At 70.4% G+C, this 17,203-nt stretch carries 19 protein-coding genes, 1 tRNA gene and 1 pseudogene; 17 read left to right on the top strand and 4 right to left on the bottom strand.

From position 1 onward, the window contains the following. Positions 1–72: 72 nt before the first annotated feature. The 9 genes and pseudogenes from LRS04_RS13970 (at position 73) to LRS04_RS14005 (ending at position 7,734) form a co-directional block, all read left to right on the top strand. Entirely contained in the window at positions 73–1,359 is a 1,287-nt protein-coding gene (locus LRS04_RS13970; RefSeq protein WP_257816888.1) for a DUF1080 domain-containing protein, read from the top strand. A gap of 39 nt (positions 1,360–1,398) precedes the next feature. Next, on the top strand, positions 1,399–2,373 hold the full coding sequence (locus tag LRS04_RS13975) for an MFS transporter (protein ID WP_257816889.1): 975 nt from the start codon (positions 1,399–1,401) through the stop codon (positions 2,371–2,373). After that, positions 2,298–2,582 (top strand): annotated as a pseudogene (locus LRS04_RS27960) (hypothetical protein); the annotation flags it as partial. The gene LRS04_RS13975 and the pseudogene LRS04_RS27960, both read left to right, overlap by 76 nt. A 164-nt stretch (positions 2,583–2,746) precedes the next feature. Continuing rightward, entirely contained in the window at positions 2,747–3,397 is a 651-nt protein-coding gene (locus LRS04_RS13980; RefSeq protein WP_257816890.1) for a cytochrome c, read from the top strand. Continuing rightward, a complete protein-coding gene (locus LRS04_RS13985) occupies positions 3,327–4,199 on the top strand; it encodes a PQQ-binding-like beta-propeller repeat protein (RefSeq protein ID WP_257816891.1) in 873 nt (290 codons plus the stop codon). The genes LRS04_RS13980 and LRS04_RS13985 overlap by 71 nt, the downstream gene beginning before the upstream one ends. 58 nt (positions 4,200–4,257) lie before the next feature. Then, positions 4,258–5,010: a PQQ-binding-like beta-propeller repeat protein gene (locus tag LRS04_RS13990; protein WP_257816892.1), complete on the top strand. Its 753-nt coding sequence runs from the start codon at positions 4,258–4,260 to the stop codon at positions 5,008–5,010. Positions 5,011–5,027: 17 nt separating this feature from the next. Next, complete coding sequence (locus tag LRS04_RS13995; RefSeq protein WP_257816893.1) at positions 5,028–5,765, top strand: sugar phosphate isomerase/epimerase; 738 nt, start codon at positions 5,028–5,030, stop codon at positions 5,763–5,765. Positions 5,766–6,006: 241 nt separating this feature from the next. Then, positions 6,007–7,032 carry an IS110 family transposase gene (locus LRS04_RS14000; protein WP_257814818.1) on the top strand — a complete coding sequence of 342 codons (1,026 nt, stop codon included), beginning with the start codon at positions 6,007–6,009 and terminating at the stop codon, positions 7,030–7,032. A gap of 620 nt (positions 7,033–7,652) precedes the next feature. Further along, a tRNA-Leu gene (locus LRS04_RS14005) sits at positions 7,653–7,734 on the top strand. An 18-nt stretch (positions 7,735–7,752) separates the two neighbouring features. Here LRS04_RS14005 and LRS04_RS14010 read toward each other — a convergent pair. From LRS04_RS14010 to LRS04_RS14015, 3 genes are all read right to left on the bottom strand, one after another. Then, a complete protein-coding gene (locus tag LRS04_RS14010) occupies positions 7,753–8,061 on the bottom strand; it encodes a hypothetical protein (RefSeq protein ID WP_257816894.1) in 309 nt (102 codons plus the stop codon). 66 nt (positions 8,062–8,127) lie between these two features. Beyond that, a complete protein-coding gene (locus LRS04_RS26910; RefSeq protein WP_374576441.1) occupies positions 8,128–8,715 on the bottom strand; it encodes an MBL fold metallo-hydrolase RNA specificity domain-containing protein in 588 nt (195 codons plus the stop codon). Further along, complete coding sequence (locus tag LRS04_RS14015; RefSeq protein WP_308238143.1) at positions 8,631–9,725, bottom strand: MBL fold metallo-hydrolase; 1,095 nt, start codon at positions 9,723–9,725, stop codon at positions 8,631–8,633. Before LRS04_RS14015 ends, LRS04_RS26910 begins: the two co-directional genes overlap by 85 nt. Positions 9,726–9,823: 98 nt before the next feature. Between LRS04_RS14015 and LRS04_RS14020 the strand changes: the two genes are divergently transcribed. Then, positions 9,824–10,432 (top strand): NAD(P)H-dependent oxidoreductase, encoded by a 609-nt coding sequence (locus tag LRS04_RS14020; RefSeq protein WP_257816895.1) that lies wholly within the window; start codon positions 9,824–9,826, stop codon positions 10,430–10,432. On the opposite strand, the gene LRS04_RS14025 is transcribed toward LRS04_RS14020, so the two are convergent. Next, on the bottom strand, positions 10,433–10,777 hold the full coding sequence (locus tag LRS04_RS14025) for a cytochrome c (protein WP_257816896.1): 345 nt from the start codon (positions 10,775–10,777) through the stop codon (positions 10,433–10,435). It abuts the gene before it with no gap. Between the two features lie 173 nt (positions 10,778–10,950). Between LRS04_RS14025 and LRS04_RS14030 the strand changes: the two genes are divergently transcribed. The 7 genes from LRS04_RS14030 to LRS04_RS14060 all read left to right on the top strand — a co-directional run bounded on the left by LRS04_RS14030 (position 10,951) and on the right by LRS04_RS14060 (position 17,185). After that, on the top strand, positions 10,951–12,021 hold the full coding sequence (locus LRS04_RS14030) for an alkene reductase (protein ID WP_257816897.1): 1,071 nt from the start codon (positions 10,951–10,953) through the stop codon (positions 12,019–12,021). A gap of 26 nt (positions 12,022–12,047) precedes the next feature. Continuing rightward, a complete protein-coding gene (locus LRS04_RS14035) occupies positions 12,048–12,710 on the top strand; it encodes a peroxiredoxin (RefSeq protein ID WP_257816898.1) in 663 nt (220 codons plus the stop codon). Positions 12,711–12,814: 104 nt separating this feature from the next. Continuing rightward, on the top strand, positions 12,815–13,108 hold the full coding sequence (locus LRS04_RS14040) for a hypothetical protein (RefSeq protein WP_257816899.1): 294 nt from the start codon (positions 12,815–12,817) through the stop codon (positions 13,106–13,108). Positions 13,109–13,229: 121 nt separating this feature from the next. Further along, entirely contained in the window at positions 13,230–13,544 is a 315-nt protein-coding gene (locus tag LRS04_RS14045) for a periplasmic heavy metal sensor (protein WP_308238144.1), read from the top strand. Further along, positions 13,541–14,116 (top strand): RNA polymerase sigma factor, encoded by a 576-nt coding sequence (locus LRS04_RS14050; protein ID WP_257816900.1) that lies wholly within the window; start codon positions 13,541–13,543, stop codon positions 14,114–14,116. The genes LRS04_RS14045 and LRS04_RS14050 overlap by 4 nt, the downstream gene beginning before the upstream one ends. Before the next feature lie 112 nt (positions 14,117–14,228). Next, positions 14,229–15,947 carry a copper resistance system multicopper oxidase gene (locus tag LRS04_RS14055; protein ID WP_374576448.1) on the top strand — a complete coding sequence of 573 codons (1,719 nt, stop codon included), beginning with the start codon at positions 14,229–14,231 and terminating at the stop codon, positions 15,945–15,947. Then, entirely contained in the window at positions 15,944–17,185 is a 1,242-nt protein-coding gene (locus LRS04_RS14060; RefSeq protein WP_257816902.1) for a copper resistance protein B, read from the top strand. Before LRS04_RS14055 ends, LRS04_RS14060 begins: the two co-directional genes overlap by 4 nt. Positions 17,186–17,203: the final 18 nt, after the last annotated feature.

Here is a 17,203-nt window from a genome sequence, read left to right on the forward strand (position 1 = left end):
GCTTCCCTTGCCGGAGGTGCGCCGCCCCCTAAGGCGCGCCTCCGGCTTTTTCGCTCCGACCGCGAGAATCCCATGCTGTTGCGCACCTGCCTTGCCGCCCTCGTCATCGGTTTTCCGGCTGTCGCCCTGGCCCAGCCCACGCCGCCCCCGGCTCCCGCCGCCGCCGACCCGCAGTGGGTGAGCCTGTTCGACGGCAAGACCCTGAAAGGTTGGGTCGTCGAACCCGCGGCTCAGAAGGGGCAATTCTCGGTCCGCGACGGCGTCGTCCACGTTACGGGCTCGCCCAAGGGCGGGTGGCTGCGCACGGACCGCAAGTACGGCGACTTCACCCTCCGCTACGAGGTCCGGTACGTCTCGCCCGACCATACCGGTAACACCGGCCTGATCCTGCGCAGCCCCGAGATCTCGATCTCGGGCCGCAACTGGCCGGGGCGGGGCTTCGAGATGGAGCACCGGGACATGAACAATCCGCGCTCCATGCTGCCGCCCGAGGGCAACATCCTGGCGCTGCAGCCGGGGGCTCCGACCGGCCGCTTCAGTTTCGATTCCGAGGCTGCGCAGCGCGCCTACCGCCCCACCGGGGAGTGGAACCAGGTCGAGATCATCGCCCACGGCAACCGCATGTGGACACGCCTGAACGGTCAGTGGCTCGCGGTCGCCTACAACGTCGCCCACCCGGACGGTCACCTGGGCTTCCAGGCCGAGGACGGCGAGGCCGAATACCGCAAGCTGGAAATCCTCGAGCACGGTCCGAAGACGGTGACGCCCGACACCTGGGTGAAGCTCTTCGACGGCCGGCGGCTCGCGGGCCTGGCCGCCGACGATCCTGGGCGTGCGGGCAACGCCAAGATCGCGGACGGCGTGCTGAAGTTCTCCGGCTCCGGCGGCTGGCTGCGCACGGAAAGGAAGTACACGAACTATGTGATGCGACTGGAATTCCGGACGCTCACGCCGGACGCCGACACCGGGGTCTACCTTCGCGCGCCAGGCGGCGCCAACGACGCCGACGGCTGGCCGCTGGGCACCGCCGAGGCGCAGATCCGTCACCAGGCAAACCCGCCCCCGACCCTGGCGGCGGGCGATCGGCGCTGGATCGGGGCCATCCTGCGGCGCGGTGGTACCGATGGCCCGGCGGTGATCGACAACTCGGCCGTCCTCTCTGCCTACCGCGGCCTCGGCGAATGGCAGGAGGCGGTCGTCACCGTCGAGGGCCGGAATGTCACGGTGCGCCTGAACGGAGAGCTTATCGGGGAGGGCGGCAACGTGGCCAACCCCGAAGGCGGCTACGTCGGCCTGCAGATGGGGCCCGGGCAGGTCGAGTTCCGCACCATCGAAATCAAGGGGCAGGACGTCGGCTGACGCCGGCCTGCCGCATCCCAGCTTTACCGGACCCGCTCGATGACCGCTCCGATATCCGCCTCTAGCGCAACCGCACTCGCGCCGCCCGAGCGCTGGACGGCCGTCCAGCTGCTGGTCGTCGGGCTCTGCTTCGTCGTCAACATGCTGGACGGGATGGACGTGCTGATCCTCTCGTACATCGCGCCGACGCTGCAGACGGAATGGGCCATCGGGCCCGAGCGCATGGGCGTGGTGTTCAGCGCCGGCATCGTCGGCATGGCGATCGGGGGCATCGTCGTCGCGCCGCTTGCCGACGTCTTCGGCCGACGGCTGCTGATCCTCGCCTCGCTCGCGACCTCGACGGCGGCCATGCTCGCCAGCGGCCTGGTCGGCGACATCGGGCAACTGATGGTGTTGAGGGTCTTCGTCGGCATCGGCATCGGGGCGGTCCTGGCCAGCATGGCGGCGATCATCGCCGAGTATGCACCTGACCGGGACCGGAACTTCGCCGTGGGGCTGCTTTATGCCGGCTATCCCCTGGGCGCGATCATCACCGGCTTCGTATCGGCCTGGGCCATTCCGGCCTTCGGCTGGCGGGCGGTCCTGACCGGGGCGGGCGTTGTTTCCCTGGCCATGTTCCCCGTCCTGCTGATCACCCTGCCGGAGTCGCTCGAGTTCCTCGCCAAGCGCCGGCCGCGCGACGCGCTCGCGCGGCTGAACCGTGTGCTGCGCCGGATGGGTCGCCCACCGCTGACCGCGCTGCCGGACGTGCCGGAAGCGGCGGCTCGCCAGGTGGGGGGTGCGGGGCCTGTTCGGCGAGGGCCGGACGACCGGGACGCTGCTTCTCTGGTCGGCGATGATCTTTGGCTTCATGTCGCTCTGGTTCGTCATCAGCTGGATCCCGAAGCTCGCCATGCTGTCGGGCCTTGCGCCGAAGGAGGGGGATCTACGCCGGTACGGTGTTCAACCTTGGGGCCTTCGGCGGCACCATCCTGCTGGGATGGTTGGCCCGGCGCTTCACCTTGCAGGCGGTGATCCCGGTCTTCCTGGTGGGGGCCGCCGTCGCGATGCTCGTCTTCGGTGCAGTGCGCATGCCGGTGGCGCAGGTGCTGCTCGTGGCCTTCCTGATCGGGGTCCTCCTGCAGGGCGGGTTCAACGGGATCTATCCCCTGGCGGCGCGGCTCTACCCGGCGGAGGCACGCAGCACCGGCATTGGCTGGACGACCGGCGTTGGCAGGATCGGCGCCGTCCTGGGTCCCCTGCTGGGGGCATGCTCCTCGAGCGCGAGATCCCGCTGGCGATCGTCTTCCTCGTCTTTGCCATCCCCGCGGTGTTGGGCGGCCTTTGCGCGGCTCTCGTGCGGCTGCCGCGCAACGCCCACACCTGACCCCTTTCTGGAAGCGTGCTCATGATTTCCCGCGTTCCCGTACTCCTCCTCGGCCTGATCCTGGCCGCTGCGGCTATCCCGGCAGCCCGCGGCATGGCGCAGGCGCCCCAGCCGCCGAATGGGCCAGGCAAGGCGGAATTCATCCGCGCCTGCACCGCCTGCCACGCGGCCGGCATGGCGATCGCCCAGCGCCATACGCCCTCGGAGTGGACCGAGGTCATCGCCCGGATGCAGGTGAAGGGCATGCAGGCCTCGGCCCAGGATCTCCGCGCCGTGCACGCCTACCTGGTCGCCAATTACGGTAAGGCCGCCGCCGACGCGCGGCGGCCGCCGCCGCCGCGACCCGCGCCAGGACGTCTGGAGCGACCGGCGGGGGCGCCGAAGCCAGCCCCAGTCCGCGGTGCGATGGCCGACCAGTGGCCGGTATACGGCCAGAACAATGCGAGCCAGAACTTCTCGCCCCTGGTCCAGCTCACACCCCAGAACGTCGCGCGGCTGCAGCCGGCCTGGACGTATCACTACGGCGCAGGCGTCTCCGACCTTGGCGACGCGGGGATCGACTACCGCTTCCAGGTGCAGCCACTGATCGTCGGGGGGCGTGATGTACATCTCGACGCCGGCGTCGCCGCGCGTCCCGGACCTGAAGGCCACGATCACCGCCCTGGAGCCTGAAACCGGCAAGGTCATCTGGAAGTACCACTCTCCGCTGAACATCAACGGTCGGGGCCCCGCCTACTGGCCCGGCGACGGCAAGACCGGCCCACGGCTGATCTATGGAACCGAGAACGGCTACCTGGCGGCGCTCGATGTCGGCACGGGCCTGCCGGCAAAGGGGTTCGGCGAGGGTGGCCTGGTCGACGCCTATGTGGGCGTCGTCTCCGAAACCGTGGGCGAGAGCCGGCGCGACAGCTGGTCGATCCCGAACCCGGTTTCCATCTGGCGCAACCTGATCATCACGGGCGCCCGTCCCGGCGAGGCCGGGCCCCCGCAGCCGCGGGGCGACATCCGCGCGTGGGACGCCCGGACGGGCCGGCTCGTCTGGACATTCCATACGGTGCCGCAGCCCGGCGAAGCCTTCCACGACACCTATGTGGGCGACGAATGGAAGGACCGGAGCGGAGCCAACGTCTGGTCGACCATGACCGTGGACGACGAACTCGGCATCGTCTTTGCGCCCGTGGGCGACCTCAACGGCCGCGCCCAGGGACCGGAGCTCTTCTCGAGTTCCCTGGTCGCCCTCGACGCCCGGACGGGCAAGCGCCGGTGGCACCAGCAGATCACCCACAAGGACCTGTGGGACTGGGACCTGCCGACGCCGCCGGTGCTGGTGGAGGTGAAGCGGGACGGCCGGACGATCAAGGCGGTGGCGCAGACCGGAAAGCAGGGCCTCCTGTTCCTCTTCGATCGGAAGACCGGCGCGCCGGTCTGGGGGGCTGGAGGAGCGGCCGACGCCCCGAAGCGACGATCCCGCTGACCTCGCCTGGCCGACCCAACCCTTTCCCGTGAAGCCCGGGCCGCTCGGCCGGGTGAGCATGACCCGTGATGAGATCCCGAACCTCACGCCCGAGCAGTACGCCTACTGCACAGCGTTCTGGGACGAACACGATATCGTCAGCGTCGGCCTCTACGCCCGGCCACTGCTGAAACGCGGCACGCTCAATTTCCCGTCGGACACCGGCGGCCCGAACTGGGGCGGCCCGTCCTACAACCCGGCTTCCGGGCTGTTCGTCGTCAACCTGCAGAACACCGCGACCTTCCGCGCGGCCGGCCCGGCGGGCGATGGGTTCAGGCCGCTGCCGGCGCCTGGGCGTTCGCCGCCCCGCGCCGCGCGGCCAGCCGCCGAGGGCCCGATCCAGCAGGCGGGCTTCCAGTACCGGGTCGATGCGGACACCGTGCTGCCCTGCACTCCCACGCCCTGGGGCGAGCTGGTAGCCGTGGACGTCAACCGCGGTGAGATCGCCTGGCGCTCCACGCTCGGGATGACCGAAGCGCTGGGTGAGAAGGGCTTGCGGACGGGTGCGAGGAACCTCGGTGGCAATATCCAGACCGCTGGCGGCTTGGTGTTCATTGGCGCCACGAACGACCGTCGCCTTAGGGCCTTCGACGCCAGCACCGGGCGGGAACTCTGGGCAGGTGTCCTGGAGTCCAATGGCCTCGGCGCGCCGATCACCTACCTAGGTCGCAACGGCCGCCAGTATGTGGCGATCGTCTCGCCCGGGGGCGCAGCAGTGGGTGGACGGCACGTCGCCGACACTCTCCAGGCCTTCGCGTTGCCCCAGCCGTGACCCGTTCCGACACGCCCATGCACACGCCGCGCCTCACCGCGAACACGGCCACTTTCTCAGGCCCGCTTGAGCCCGTGGTGGCGGCCGTGAAGGCCGCCGGCTTCGACGGCATCGAGATCTGGGAGCGCGACCTGGATGCGTACCCAGGGGGCGCCGAAGCCGCCGGGCGGCTGCTCCAGAGCGCCGCGCTCGGCGTGTCCGCCCTCCAGGTGCTGCGGGACTTCGAAGGCGCGCCGGAGCCCAAGCGGGCCGAGCGCCGCCTGGCTGCAGAGGCAATGATGGAGCGGGTGGCGAGGGTCGGCGCCGACACCCTGCTGGCCTGCGCCAACGTCCAGCCCGACAGCCTGAGCGATCGCACGACAGTCGTGCGCGACTTGCGTGAACTCGGCGACATGGCAAAGGCGCGGGGCTTGCGCATCGCCTTTGAGCCGTTGGCATGGAGCCGATGGTTGAACCGCTACGCCGATGCCTGGGCCTGCGTGCAGGCCGTGGACCACCCGGCGCTGGGCCTGACGCTCGACTGCTTCCACCTCTTCCAGCCGGGCGACGGTCCTGGGTTCGTGGATAGCCTAGATCTCGATAAATGCTTCCTGGTCCAACTGTGCGATGGACGGAAAATGGACCTCCCGCCCATCGAGATGGCGCGCCATCATCGCCTGTTCCCCGGCGAGGGCGACTGGCCCGTACGGGGAGCTGGTGCAGCGACTGCAGGCCCGCGGCTACGACGGCTTCTACAATGTCGAAGTGTTCAATGACGAGTATCGGCAGATGGAGCCGATGAAGCTCGCCCGGCTCGCCCGGGAATCGCTCAACCAACTGTTCAGCTAGCTGACAGGAGCCCTTGAGCCAACATCTAAGCCAATGCGTCAGAGACCGGACGCCTCCTGCCTTTGGAGGTCTGCTTTCGGACGCATGGCGAAGGTCCGCTCCTGATGCTGTGGACGGCTCCCCGCCACCGCGGGAGCGTGAGCTTCTGCAGAGCAGGAGGAGCAAGCCATGGGCCCGGTCGTCACGGTCGGTCTGGATATCGCCAAGTCCGTCTTCCAAGTGCACGGGGTTGATGCAGGCGGCGAGGTCGTTTTCCGGCGGCAGATCAGGCGAGCGCAGTTGTTGCGGTTCTTCGTGGATCAACCGGCCTGCCTGGTGGGGATCGAGGCGTGCGCAACAGCCCATTACTGGGCGCGAGAACTGAGCCGGCTGGGCCACACCGTGCGGCTCATGCCGCCCAGCTACGTGAAGCCCTACGTGAAGCGGCAGAAGAACGACGCGGCCGACGCCGAAGCGATCTGCGAGGCCGTCACCCGGCCGACGATGCGCTTCGTCGAGGTGAAGAGCCCAGAGCAGCAGAGCGTCATGGTCCTGCACCGGGTGCGCACGATGCTGATGCGCCAGCGGATCCAGCTGTCGAACGCCATTCGTGGCCACATGGCCGAGTTCGGCTTGGTGGCGCCGATCGGGCGGGAGGGCCTGCAGAGCCTGATCAGGTTGGTCGAAGCGGGTGACCCGTCGATCCCTGAGGAGGCGAGGGCTTGTCTGGAGATGCTGGCCGCGCAGCTAAGCCTGGTGAACCAGCAACTCCTTGAGACTGACCGCCAGATCCGGGCAAGCGTCCGAGCGAGCGAGGTCGGGCGCAGGCTGATGGGCATTCCGGGCGTCGGGCCATTGCTCGCCAGCGCCCTCGTCGCCACGGTTGCTGAACCCTCGGCGTTCAAGTCTGGCCGCAACCTGGCCGCCTGGATCGGACTCGTTCCGAAGCAGAACTCCAGCGGCGGCAAGGAGCGGCTGGGCGGGATCACCAAGCAGGGAGATCGGTACCTGCGCCAACTGATGGTGGTCGGCGCGCTGGCCGTCGTCCGCTATGCCGAGCGGCATGGGACACGGCGGCCGTGGCTGGTTCAGTTGCTCGCCAGGCGGCCGACGAAGGTGGCCACCGTGGCGCTCGCCAACAAGATGGCCCGCATGGCCTGGGCGATCATGACCAGCGGCCAGGGCTACCGCGAGCCGGAACTCCGAGCGGCCTAGAAACCAGCGCCTCGGCGCACCAAGCTTGGGAAGGGCGGTGACAGACTAACGCATCCAGCCGGTCGATACCGAAGGACAGGAAAACCCAGTTGCGCCAGGGCGCCTCGAGCGCGTGCTTTTGGTCGGGACCGGTCCTCGCGGAAGGCATTATGGCCAGCGGCCACGTGAGCCGCACCAACAGGTCGAACACATGGCCGCACCGACCAGCTCAGCGGAAGTCCAGAACACCCTTGCCAATGGGGAGCCGTCCACACATGGCGCATCGCTGACGTTCGGCAGCTCCACTTTCGGGCGGCGTGGTCCAGCGTTCGGCGCGCTGGGAATGAAGGCATCGGCTTGGAGACACGCGCGTGCCGTTACCGCGCCGGCCAGGCCCAAGGCTACGTCTTGTGGCTCCCGGCCGTCGGTGATGACCTGATGACCACGTGCTTGGCTAGCTGCGCAGGAGCTTGATTGCGAGCTGTAGCAGGCCCGCTGTTGGTGGATCAAACGGGGAACGGGCTTCGGGACTATGGGTCCCGGAGCAGCGCGAAAGCTGCGTTCTGTTCCGGTTTCCACAAAGGTGACGTCAGGCCCTATCGACGCAAATTCCCTTTGCGGATAAGGCCGTTGCGCCGGCCGGGGACATGGCGGAACTGGTAGACGCAAGCGACTTAAAATCGCTCGGAGTGATCCGTCCGGGTTCGACCCCCGGTGTCCCCACCGCCGCCGGCGCGCGGCTCAGGCGGCGTCGCGCTTCCGGTGCGCCAAGAGGGCGATGAGGGCGGCGGCGGCGGCCAGCGCTGCCGCCGAAGCGGCGACCGGGTGCGCCTTGGCCTCGTCGGCGGCGCGCCTGGCGACCGCCTTGGCGCGGGGGCCGGCCTCGGCGGCGAGCTGCTCGGCGGCCTCACGGACGGCGACCGCCGCCTTCGAGATGGCGTCCTCGGCGCCGCAGCCGACGGTCTCGGCCGCCTCCTTCAGCGCCAGGGCGACGTCCTCCAGGGTGTGCTCCAGGTCGCGCCGCACGGCGCGGGTGATGGTCTTGCTCATGGCGAAGCCTCCTGTCCAACCACCGCCTCTGGTCCCACGGCCGGCGAAGCCTGGCTTTGAGGCAGCTCAAAACCCCGGCTGGGCGCCCCCGAGGCGGCGCGACAGGTCCGCGATCAACGCCTCGCGGTCGGCGTCGTTCGGCGCGGCGGCCAGGCGCTCGTCGAGGTCCAGCAGCAGCTGGGCGCGGAGGTTGTGCCAGTCCTCGCGGGCCGCGGCCGGGGCGAGCAGCCGGGCCGGGCCCGCCACGGGCTCGATCGCGGCGCGCGTCAACCGGAAGGTGGCGTCGAGGCGCGGGATGACGATCTGGCCGGCGGGGAGGCCGTTGGCCGCGAGCCTGGCCGCCAGAGCCTCCAGCGCCTCGGGCTCGCCGTGCGCCAGGAAGACCTTGCCCGCCACCGGCCCCCGCGCGAGGGCCCAATCGGTCAGGCCCTGGGCGTCGGCATGGCCGGAGTAGACGTCCATCGACCGGATGCGGGCGCGGACGACGACGTCCTCGCCCTGGATCTTCACGCGCCGCGCGCCCTCCACCAGCAGGCGCCCGAGCGTGCCGCTCGCCTGATAGCCCGGGATCAGCACGGTGGCGCGGCGGTCCCACAGGTGCCGCTTGAGGTGCTTGCGGATGCGGCCGGCGTCGCACATGCCGCTCGCCGCCACGACGATCCGCCAGCCGCCGAGGCGGTCCAGCTCGTCGCTCTCCCACGGCTCGCGCAGGAACTTCCAGACGGTCGCCCGGGCGGAGGCCCGCGAAGGGATTGCGGCCGGCTTCCCGCAGCCAACCGTGCTGCCGGAACACCTCGGTCGCCTCGATGGCCAGGGGCGAGTCCAGGAAGATGTCGACCGGCGGGATGTCGCCGCCGTGCATGAGCGTCATCACGTCGGCCAGCAGCTCCTGCGAGCGCTCCACGGCGAAGGCGGGGATGATCAGCGGGCCGCCGGCCGCCCGCGCGTCGTTCAGCTCCTGGGCGAGCCGCCGGCGGCGGCCGGCGGGGATCCAGGGCCGGCCGCTCGCGGGCGCCGTAGGTGGATTCCAGGATCAGGTGGTCAACGCCCGCGGGCCCTTTCGGGTCGGGCGCATAGTCCCGGCCGCCGGGGCCGAGGTCGCCCGAGAACAGCAAGGTGAGCGGACCCTCCTCGGTGGCGACGCGGACCTCCACCGAGGTCGAGCCGAGGATGTGGCCGGCCTCCCAGAACACCGCCTGCACGCCGGGCGCCACGTCCACCTCGCGGCCCAGCCGCACGGTGCGGAACAGTTCGACCGCATCGGCGCCGTCGCGGGCCGTGTAGATCGGCTCGACAAGGGGGCGGCCCCGGCGCTCGTTGCGCCGGTTGAGCTGGCGGACCTCGCTCTCCTGGATGTCGCCGGCGTCGGGCAGCATCACCGCGCAGAGATCCCGCGTGCCGCTGGTCGCTAACACCGGGCCCTCGAAGCCGGCCCGCATCAGCTTCGGCAGCAGGCCCGAGTGGTCGATGTGGGCATGGGTCAGCAGGACGGCGTCCACGTCGCGCGCCTTGAAGGGAAACGGCTCGTAGTTGAGGGCCTTCAGGGTCTTGGAGCCCTGGAACATGCCGCAGTCGATCAGCATCGTGGCCCGCGGGGTCTGCAGCCGCGCGCAGAAGCCGGTGACACAGCCGGCGGCGCCGTGGAAGGTGAGCTGGACCGTCATCCGTGCGACTATCGCCCCATCGGCGGCCGGGCGTCGTGACAATCATCAATGCGGCGCTGGCCGGCGACAGCCCTGAATGGGCTCACGCGAGGTCCGCCATGAAGCACGCCGTCATCGTCGCCCACCCCCGCAGGCGCAGCTACACCCTGGCCGTGGCCGCCGCCTATGCGGAGGCGGCCCGGTCGCTGGGCCACGCCGTCGAGCTCCGCGACCTCTATCGTATCGGCTTCGATCCCAGGCTGCAGGCTGCGGAACTGCCCGACGAGGAGGGGATGACCCCCGGCGACGATGTCCTGGAGGAGCGCCGGCGCCTGAGCGACGCCGATGTCTTCGCACTGATCTATCCCCTCTGGTTCAACGCCCCGCCGGCGATCCTCAAGGGCTACGTGGACCGGGTGTTCTCGGCCGGCTTCGGCTACGAGCTGACCCCGCAGGGGGCGGTGCCCCTTCTGGAGGGGCGGAAGCTGATCAGCTTCACCTCGTCGGGCGCGCCGGAGACCTGGCTGCAGACGACGGGCGCCCTGCCGGCGCTGCGCACCCTGTTCGACAACCACGTCGCGACGATGTGCGGCCTTACGGTCGTCGACCATGTCCATGTGGGCGGCCTGGTCGCCGGCCTCACCGAAGAGGCCATGGACCAGATCCTGGAGGACGTCCGGACGGGCGTGACGCGCCGCTTCGCAGCGCCCGAGATCGTCGAGCCCTGATCAGCGCACGGCCATCTCATTGATGTAGGCCGTCAACTGCCGGGCCTCCTCGGGGGAGATGAAGACCGGGGGCATCTCGTAGTGGCCGTCGCGGGAGATCTGCCCGAGGCGGTGCTCGAGGCTGAGCGGGTTGAATTTCAGCGACAGGTCGCGGAAGCGGGGCGCGGCGCTGGACGGGCTGTCGCCCGTCGGGCCGACGGCGTGGCAGCCGGCGCAGGCCCGCCAGGCGAGCCGTTCCCCGGCCAGGGCGCTGGGCGAGAAGGCCCCGCCGGCCGCGGGCTCCCGCGACGTCGCGCAGGCGGCGGCCAGCAGGCCCAGGGCCAGGATGGAGACGTTGCGCAGCATGGAGCCCTCCGGGACGATGCGCCACAGTACGGCGATCCGGCGCCTCGGCCTTGACCGCCGTCAAGGCCGCCGGCGGGCAGGACCGGAAATTCTGGCCCGCGCCGTAGGATTTCTTCGGGTGCGGAGGGCCCGTGGCCGCCTACCTAATGCCCCAGACCATTCCGGAGCTTTGGATGCCCACGCTTTTCGATCCGATCCAGGTCGGCGACCTCACCCTCAAGAACCGCATCGTCATGGCGCCCCTGACCCGTTCGCGGTCGGGCGCCGAGCGCGTGCCCGGCGAGATCGTCGCCCAGTACTACGCCCAGCGCGCCTCGGTGGGCCTGATCCTCACCGAGGCCACCTCGGTGACGCCGATGGGGGTGGGCTACGAGGCCACGCCAGGCATCTGGTCCGACGAACAGACGCAGGCCTGGAAGAAGGTCACCGATGCGGTCCACGCCAAGGGCGGGACGATCTTCATGCAGCTCTGGCACGTGGGACGGATCTCCGACCCGAGCCTGCTGCCGGGGAACCAGCCGCCGGTGTCGGCGAGCCCGGTCGCGGCCAAGGGCGAGGTCAGCCTGCTGCGCCCCAAGCGGCCCTATCCCGTGCCGCGGGAACTCTCGGTCGCGGAGATCGCCGAGGTGGTGGAGGCCTACCGGAAAGGGGCCGAGAACGCCAAGAGGGCCGGCTTCGACGGCGTCGAGCTGCACGGCGCCAATGGCTACCTGCTCGACCAGTTCCTGCAGGACAGCGTCAACCGGCGCACCGATCAGTACGGCGGCTCCATCGAGAACCGGGCGCGCCTGATGTTCGAGGCGGTGGACGCGGCGATCTCGGTCTTTGGGCCGGGCCGGGTCGGGCTGCACATCGCGCCGCGCGGCGACGCCCACGACATGGGCGACTCGGACCTGCTGGCGACCTTCAGCTACGTGGCCGAGCAGGCGAAGGCGCGGAACCTCGCCTTCCTGATGGCCCGCGAGCACGTGGCCGACAGCAGCATCGGGCCGAAGCTGAAGCGCATCTTCGGCGGCGTCTATATCGCCAACGAAGGCTTCAAGGGCGCCGAGGACGCCCAGGCTGTGATCGACCGCGGCGACGCCGATGCGGTCGGCTTCGGCAAGGCGATCATCGCCAACCCGGACCTGGTGGAGCGCCTGCGCACCGGCGCGCCGCTCAACGAGTGGAACTTCGCGACCTTCTACACGCCCGGCCCGGAGGGCTACATCGACTACCCGGCGCTCGAAACCGAGGCCGCCTAGGCGGCCTCTCAAGCGGAGGAATCCCCATGGCGCTCGCGCTCGGCGACACCGCCCCGAACTTCCAGGCCGAGACCACCGAAGGCCGGATCGATTTCCACGAATGGCTCGGCGACCAGTGGGGGGTGCTGTTCAGCCACCCGAAGGACTTCACCCCGGTCTGCACGACCGAACTCGGCGCCGTCGCGCGCCTGAAGCCGGAGTTCGACCGGCGCGGCGTGAAGGTCATCGGCCTGTCGGTCGATCCCGTCGACGACCACGGTCGCTGGGCCAAGGACATCGAGGAGACCCAGGGGACCGCCCTGAACTACCCCCTGATCGGCGACACGGACCTCTCGATCTCGAAGGCCTGGGGCCTGCTGCCGGCGGCGGTGGAGGGCGGCTCGCAGGGCCGGACGGCGGCCGACAACCAGACGGTGCGCAACGTCTTCGTCATCGGGCCGGACAAGAAGATCAAGCTGATCCTGGTCTATCCCATGACCACGGGCCGGAACTTCGACGAGATCCTGCGGGTCATCGACAGTCTCCAGCTCACCGCCACGCACCGGGTGGCGACGCCCGCCGACTGGAAGCAGGGCGAGGACGTGATCATCGCGGGCTCGGTCTCCAACGAGGAGGCGAAGACGCTCTATCCGAACGGCTGGAAGGCGCCGAAGCCCTACATCCGGATCGTGCCGCAGCCGGGCGGCTGAATCCGTCCGGCGCGCCGCTCCCGGGAAGCCGGCCGACGCCCGGGTTGAGGGACCGGTCGGCGGCGTGCGTATATGCTGCGGACGAACGTCTTGCGGAGTGACTCGTGGCCGACCGGCTGGACAGCCTGCTGCTGGCGCTGAAGCGGCAGCCCGCCGACCGGCGGCTCGACCAGCTCGAGCCACGGGTGTGGCAGGCGCTGGACGAGGCGCGGCCCGCGCCGGGCCCCGCCGGCGCGGGCTTCGCCCTGCGGGTGTCGGCGGTGGTCGGTGCGTTGTTCCTCGGCGTCGCGGCCGGTGGCCTGGGCGCGACCGACTCGTCCTCGCGCGAGGACGAGATCTCGGTCTTCTCGATCGGGCCGCAGCTCGCGCCGTCGACCCTCCTCGAGGGCCGCGGATGAAGGGTGTCGGCCGTGGCCTGCTGCTGACGCTTGTCCTGACCATGATAGCCGGCGCCGTGGGCGCCTGGGCCGCGGTCACCTACATGGAGTCGCGCCGCACGCCCCCTCGCTGCACGAGTTCGTGCATGGGGAGCTGAAGCTCACCGCGGAGCAGGATGCGAAGCTCGACCAGCTCGAGCAGGCCTTCGCCGTCCGCCGGCGCATCCGCGAGGCCGAGCTCAGGTCGGCCAATGCCGAACTGGCCGCCGCCATTCAGGTCCGGCACGAGTATTCCCCCGAGGTGCAGGCCTCGGTCGAACGCTTCCATCACGCGATGGGCGAGCTCCAGAAGGAGACCATCGTCCACGTGCTGGAAATGCGCCGGGTGCTGACGCCGGAGCAGGCGCGGAAGTTCGACGCCCGCGTTGCAGAGGCCCTGACCGAACCCACGCCGTGAGCAATGCCGGCGCCGACGAGCTGGAGCTCGCCCGACGGGCGGCCGACGGCGACGAGCGCGCCTTCACCGCCCTGATGCGCAGCCACAAGGAGGCGCTCTACCGCTTCGTGCGCCGCCACGTGGGCGAGCCGGACGCCGCCTATGAGGTGGTGCAGGAGACCTTCGTCGCCGCATGGAAGGCGCTCGGCCGGTTCGACGGCCGGCGGTCGTTCGCCACCTGGCTCAGGGCCATCGCGCTCAACAAGTGCCGCGACCGCGGCCGGCGGCTGGCGGTGCGCCGCGCGATCCTCGGCGACCGCGACCTGGAGAGCCCGGAAGCCCGGCGGCAATCCGACGGAGGACCGGACCCGGAAGCCGCGCTGGCCAGCGCGCAGGACCTGCGCCGGCTGGACCGCGCCATTTCCCGCCTGCCACAGAACCTGAAGGAGCCGCTGCTGCTCACCTGGTTGGAGGAGATGAGCCAGCAGGAGGCGGCCGACCTGCTGGGGATCACCGTCAAGGCGGTGGAGACGCGGGTCTACAGGGCTCGCCAGCAGCTGGCCGAGGCCCTAACAGGGCGCTCACGGCGGTGAGGGATCGCGAGCCCGGCTGCGTATCAGCCATAGAACCGAAGGGCCGTTGACCTTCCCCCGTGGGAAGGCGGATCACGCTCAGCGCCGAAAGAGAGATGGGACCGATCACCTGATGCGCCTGCGCATGCCTGACGTGACACGACGCACATTGCTGGGACGCACCGCCGCGGCCGGCGGGCTCGCCGCCGCCGGCGCCCTGCTGCCGGGCTGGGCGCGGAGCCAGACGCCCGGCCTCAGCCCGCGCCCGACCGCGCTGGAGGGCGAGCAGATCAACCTGACCATCGCCCATGCGCCGTTCCAGGTGGACGGCAAGGCGGGGCACGCCATCGCCATCAACGGCACGGTGCCGGGTCCGCTGATCCGCCTGAAGGAAGGCCAGAACGTCCGCCTGGCGGTGACCAACAACCTGCCTGACGAGGACACCTCGATCCACTGGCACGGCCTGCTGGTTCCGTTCCAGATGGACGGCGTGCCGGGCGTCAGCTTCCCGGGAATCAGGCCCGGCGAGACCTTCACCTACGAGTTTCCGATCCGGCACGCGGGGACCTACTGGTACCACTCGCACTCGGGCCTGCAGGAGCTCATCGGGCACTACGCGCCGATGGTCATCGACCCGGCGGGCGCGGAGCCCGCGCCCTACGACCGGGAGCACGTCATCGTGCTGTCGGACTACAGCTTCCTGCATCCGCACACCCTGCTGGCGCGGCTGAAGCAGCAGCCGGGGTTCTTCAACGAGCAGAAGCAGACCATCGCCGGCCTGCTGGCCGGGAAGGACCAGCCGCTGAAGGACCGCATCGAGTGGGCGAAGATGCGGATGGACCCCACCGACATCGCCGACGTCACGGCCTCCACCTACCGCTACCTGATGAACGGCCACGGGCCGAAGGCGAACTGGACGGCCCTGTTCCGGCCGGGCGAGCGGGTCCGGCTGCGGTTCGTCAACGCCGCGGCCATGACCATCTTCAACGTCCGCATCCCGGGGCTTCCCATGACCGTGGTGCAGGCCGACGGCCAGGACGTCCGGCCGGTGGAGGTGGACGAGTTCCAGATCGCCAACGCCGAGACCTATGACGTCATCGTCCAACCGCATGAGGACCGGGCCTATACGCTGGTCGCCGAGGCCTCTGACAGGTCGGGAATGGCCCGGGGCACGCTCGCCCCGCGGGCGGGTCTGAGCGCCGAGGTTCCGCCGCTGCGCGAGCGACCGATCCTGACCATGAAGGACATGGGCATGGACATGGGCGGGCACGCCGGCCACCAGATGGACCATGGGTCCATGGGGATGCGCGACCCGGCGAACGCCCCGCAGGTGAAGCTGACGCCTGGCGTGCAGATGATCTCGCCGATGCCCGCTGACCGGATTGGCGACCGCGGGACCGGCCTCGAGACCGTCCCGCATCGGGTGCTGACCTACACCGACCTCGTGGCGCTCACGCCCAACACCGATGCGCGGCCGCCGTCGCGCAGCGTGGAGCTGCACCTGACCGGCAACATGGAGCGGTTCATCTGGGGCTTCGACGGCGAGAAGTTCTCGGAGAACACCAAGCCGATCCCCTTCCGTCTGAACGAGCGGGTGCGCGTCACCCTCGTCAATGACACCATGATGGCCCACCCGATTCACCTGCACGGCCACTTCTTCGAGCTGGTCAACGGTCACGGCGACCACCAGCCCCGGAAGCACACGGTGAACGTCCTGCCGGGCGGCAAGCTCTCCTTCGACCTGACGGCCAACGAGCCGGGGGACTGGGCCCTCCACTGCCACATGCTGCTGCACATGCACGCCGGGATGTTCCGGGTCGTGACCGTGCGTCCGCTGGAGGCCGGCCAATGAGGCGCCTGCTGATCCTCACCGCGCCGCTGGCGCTCGCGACTCCGGCCCTGGCCCAGGACCCGCACGCGCACCACCACGCGCCGGCGCCCGCCGCCCAGCCCACGCCGGATCCCCATGCGGGGCATCAGATGCCGGCGCAGTCCCCGACGGCCGATCCGCACGCCGGCCACCGGATGCCCGCCGCGCCGGCCGATCCCCACGCCGGCCACCAGATGCCGACTGCGCCTGCCGACCCGCATGCGGGTCACCGGATGCCCGCCGCGCCGGCCGATCCTCACGCCGGCCACCAGATGCCGGCTGCGGCGGCCGACCCCCACGCCGGTCACCGGATGCCGGCCGCGCCGGCCGATCCCCACGCCGGCCACCAGATGCCGGCGCAGCCCGCGCCTGCCGACCCGCACGCCGGCCACCAGATGCCGGCCGCGCCGGCCGACCCGCACGCCGGTCACCGGATGCCGGCGGCGGATCCCCACGCCGGCCACAGCATGGCGCCGGCGGTGGTCGGCTCCGAGCCGCCGCCTCCGCCGCCGACCGATCACGCGGCCGAGCGCTTCTATTCTGCCGCCGAGATGGCCGCCGCCCGCGCCCAGCTCCGGCTGGAGCACGGCGACGTCCGCTGGTCGAAGGTGATGCTCGAGACCTTCGAGGTCCGTCCCGACGACGGCCCGGACGTCTACGCCTGGGAGGGCGAGGCGACTTTCGGCGGCGACATCAACCGCTTCGCCTTGACGACGGAAGGCGAGGCCGCCTCCGGGGAGCTGGAGCACGGCGAGGTGCAGGCGCTCTATTCCCGCGCCCTGGATCCCTACTGGAACCTGCAGGCCGGCGTCCGCCAGGACTTCGGCCACGGCCCGGATCGCACCTACGCCACCATCGGCGTGGAAGGCGTCGCGCCCTACTGGTTCGAGGTGGAGGCCGCCGCCTTCCTGTCGAACAAGGGCGACCTGTCCGCGCGGCTGGAAGGCTCCTACGACCTGCGCCTCACCCAGAAGCTGATCCTGGAGCCGCGAGGCGAAGTGAGCGTCGCGGCCAGCGCCGACGAGGCGGCAGGCCTGGGGGCGGGCGTCCAGGACATCGAGCTCGGCCTGCGGCTACGCTACGCGATCCGCCAGACCTTCGCGCCCTACGTCGGCGTCCACTGGGAGCGGAAACTCGGCGACACCGCCGACCTCGCCCGCGCCCACGGTGAAGGCGTCGAGGACACCCGCGCGGTGGTGGGCCTGCGCGCCTGGTTCTGATCATCAAGTTCCTGAGGA

Origin of the sequence: Phenylobacterium sp. J367, assembly GCF_024699985.1 — a bacterium.
In the GTDB taxonomy this organism is placed as follows: Bacteria; Pseudomonadota; Alphaproteobacteria; order Caulobacterales; family Caulobacteraceae; genus Phenylobacterium.

Bases quoted from the DNA above. Each gene is read 5' to 3' on its own strand.
- LRS04_RS14055 (WP_374576448.1), top strand. From the start codon at position 14,229: ATGCGCCTGCGCATGCCTGACGTGACACGACGCACATTGCTGGGACGC.
- LRS04_RS14020 (WP_257816895.1), top strand. From the start codon at position 9,824: ATGAAGCACGCCGTCATCGTCGCCCACCCCCGCAGGCGCAGCTACACC.
- LRS04_RS13985 (WP_257816891.1), top strand. From the start codon at position 3,327: ATGTACATCTCGACGCCGGCGTCGCCGCGCGTCCCGGACCTGAAGGCC.
- LRS04_RS13980 (WP_257816890.1), top strand. From the start codon at position 2,747: ATGATTTCCCGCGTTCCCGTACTCCTCCTCGGCCTGATCCTGGCCGCT.
- LRS04_RS14000 (WP_257814818.1), top strand. From the start codon at position 6,007: ATGGGCCCGGTCGTCACGGTCGGTCTGGATATCGCCAAGTCCGTCTTC.
- LRS04_RS13970 (WP_257816888.1), top strand. From the start codon at position 73: ATGCTGTTGCGCACCTGCCTTGCCGCCCTCGTCATCGGTTTTCCGGCT.
- LRS04_RS13990 (WP_257816892.1), top strand. From the start codon at position 4,258: ATGACCCGTGATGAGATCCCGAACCTCACGCCCGAGCAGTACGCCTAC.
- LRS04_RS14060 (WP_257816902.1), top strand. From the start codon at position 15,944: ATGAGGCGCCTGCTGATCCTCACCGCGCCGCTGGCGCTCGCGACTCCG.
- LRS04_RS14015 (WP_308238143.1), bottom strand. From the start codon at position 9,725: ATGACGGTCCAGCTCACCTTCCACGGCGCCGCCGGCTGTGTCACCGGC.
- LRS04_RS13995 (WP_257816893.1), top strand. From the start codon at position 5,028: ATGCACACGCCGCGCCTCACCGCGAACACGGCCACTTTCTCAGGCCCG.
- LRS04_RS13975 (WP_257816889.1), top strand. From the start codon at position 1,399: ATGACCGCTCCGATATCCGCCTCTAGCGCAACCGCACTCGCGCCGCCC.
- LRS04_RS14030 (WP_257816897.1), top strand. From the start codon at position 10,951: ATGCCCACGCTTTTCGATCCGATCCAGGTCGGCGACCTCACCCTCAAG.
- LRS04_RS14010 (WP_257816894.1), bottom strand. From the start codon at position 8,061: ATGAGCAAGACCATCACCCGCGCCGTGCGGCGCGACCTGGAGCACACC.
- LRS04_RS14025 (WP_257816896.1), bottom strand. From the start codon at position 10,777: ATGCTGCGCAACGTCTCCATCCTGGCCCTGGGCCTGCTGGCCGCCGCC.
- LRS04_RS14035 (WP_257816898.1), top strand. From the start codon at position 12,048: ATGGCGCTCGCGCTCGGCGACACCGCCCCGAACTTCCAGGCCGAGACC.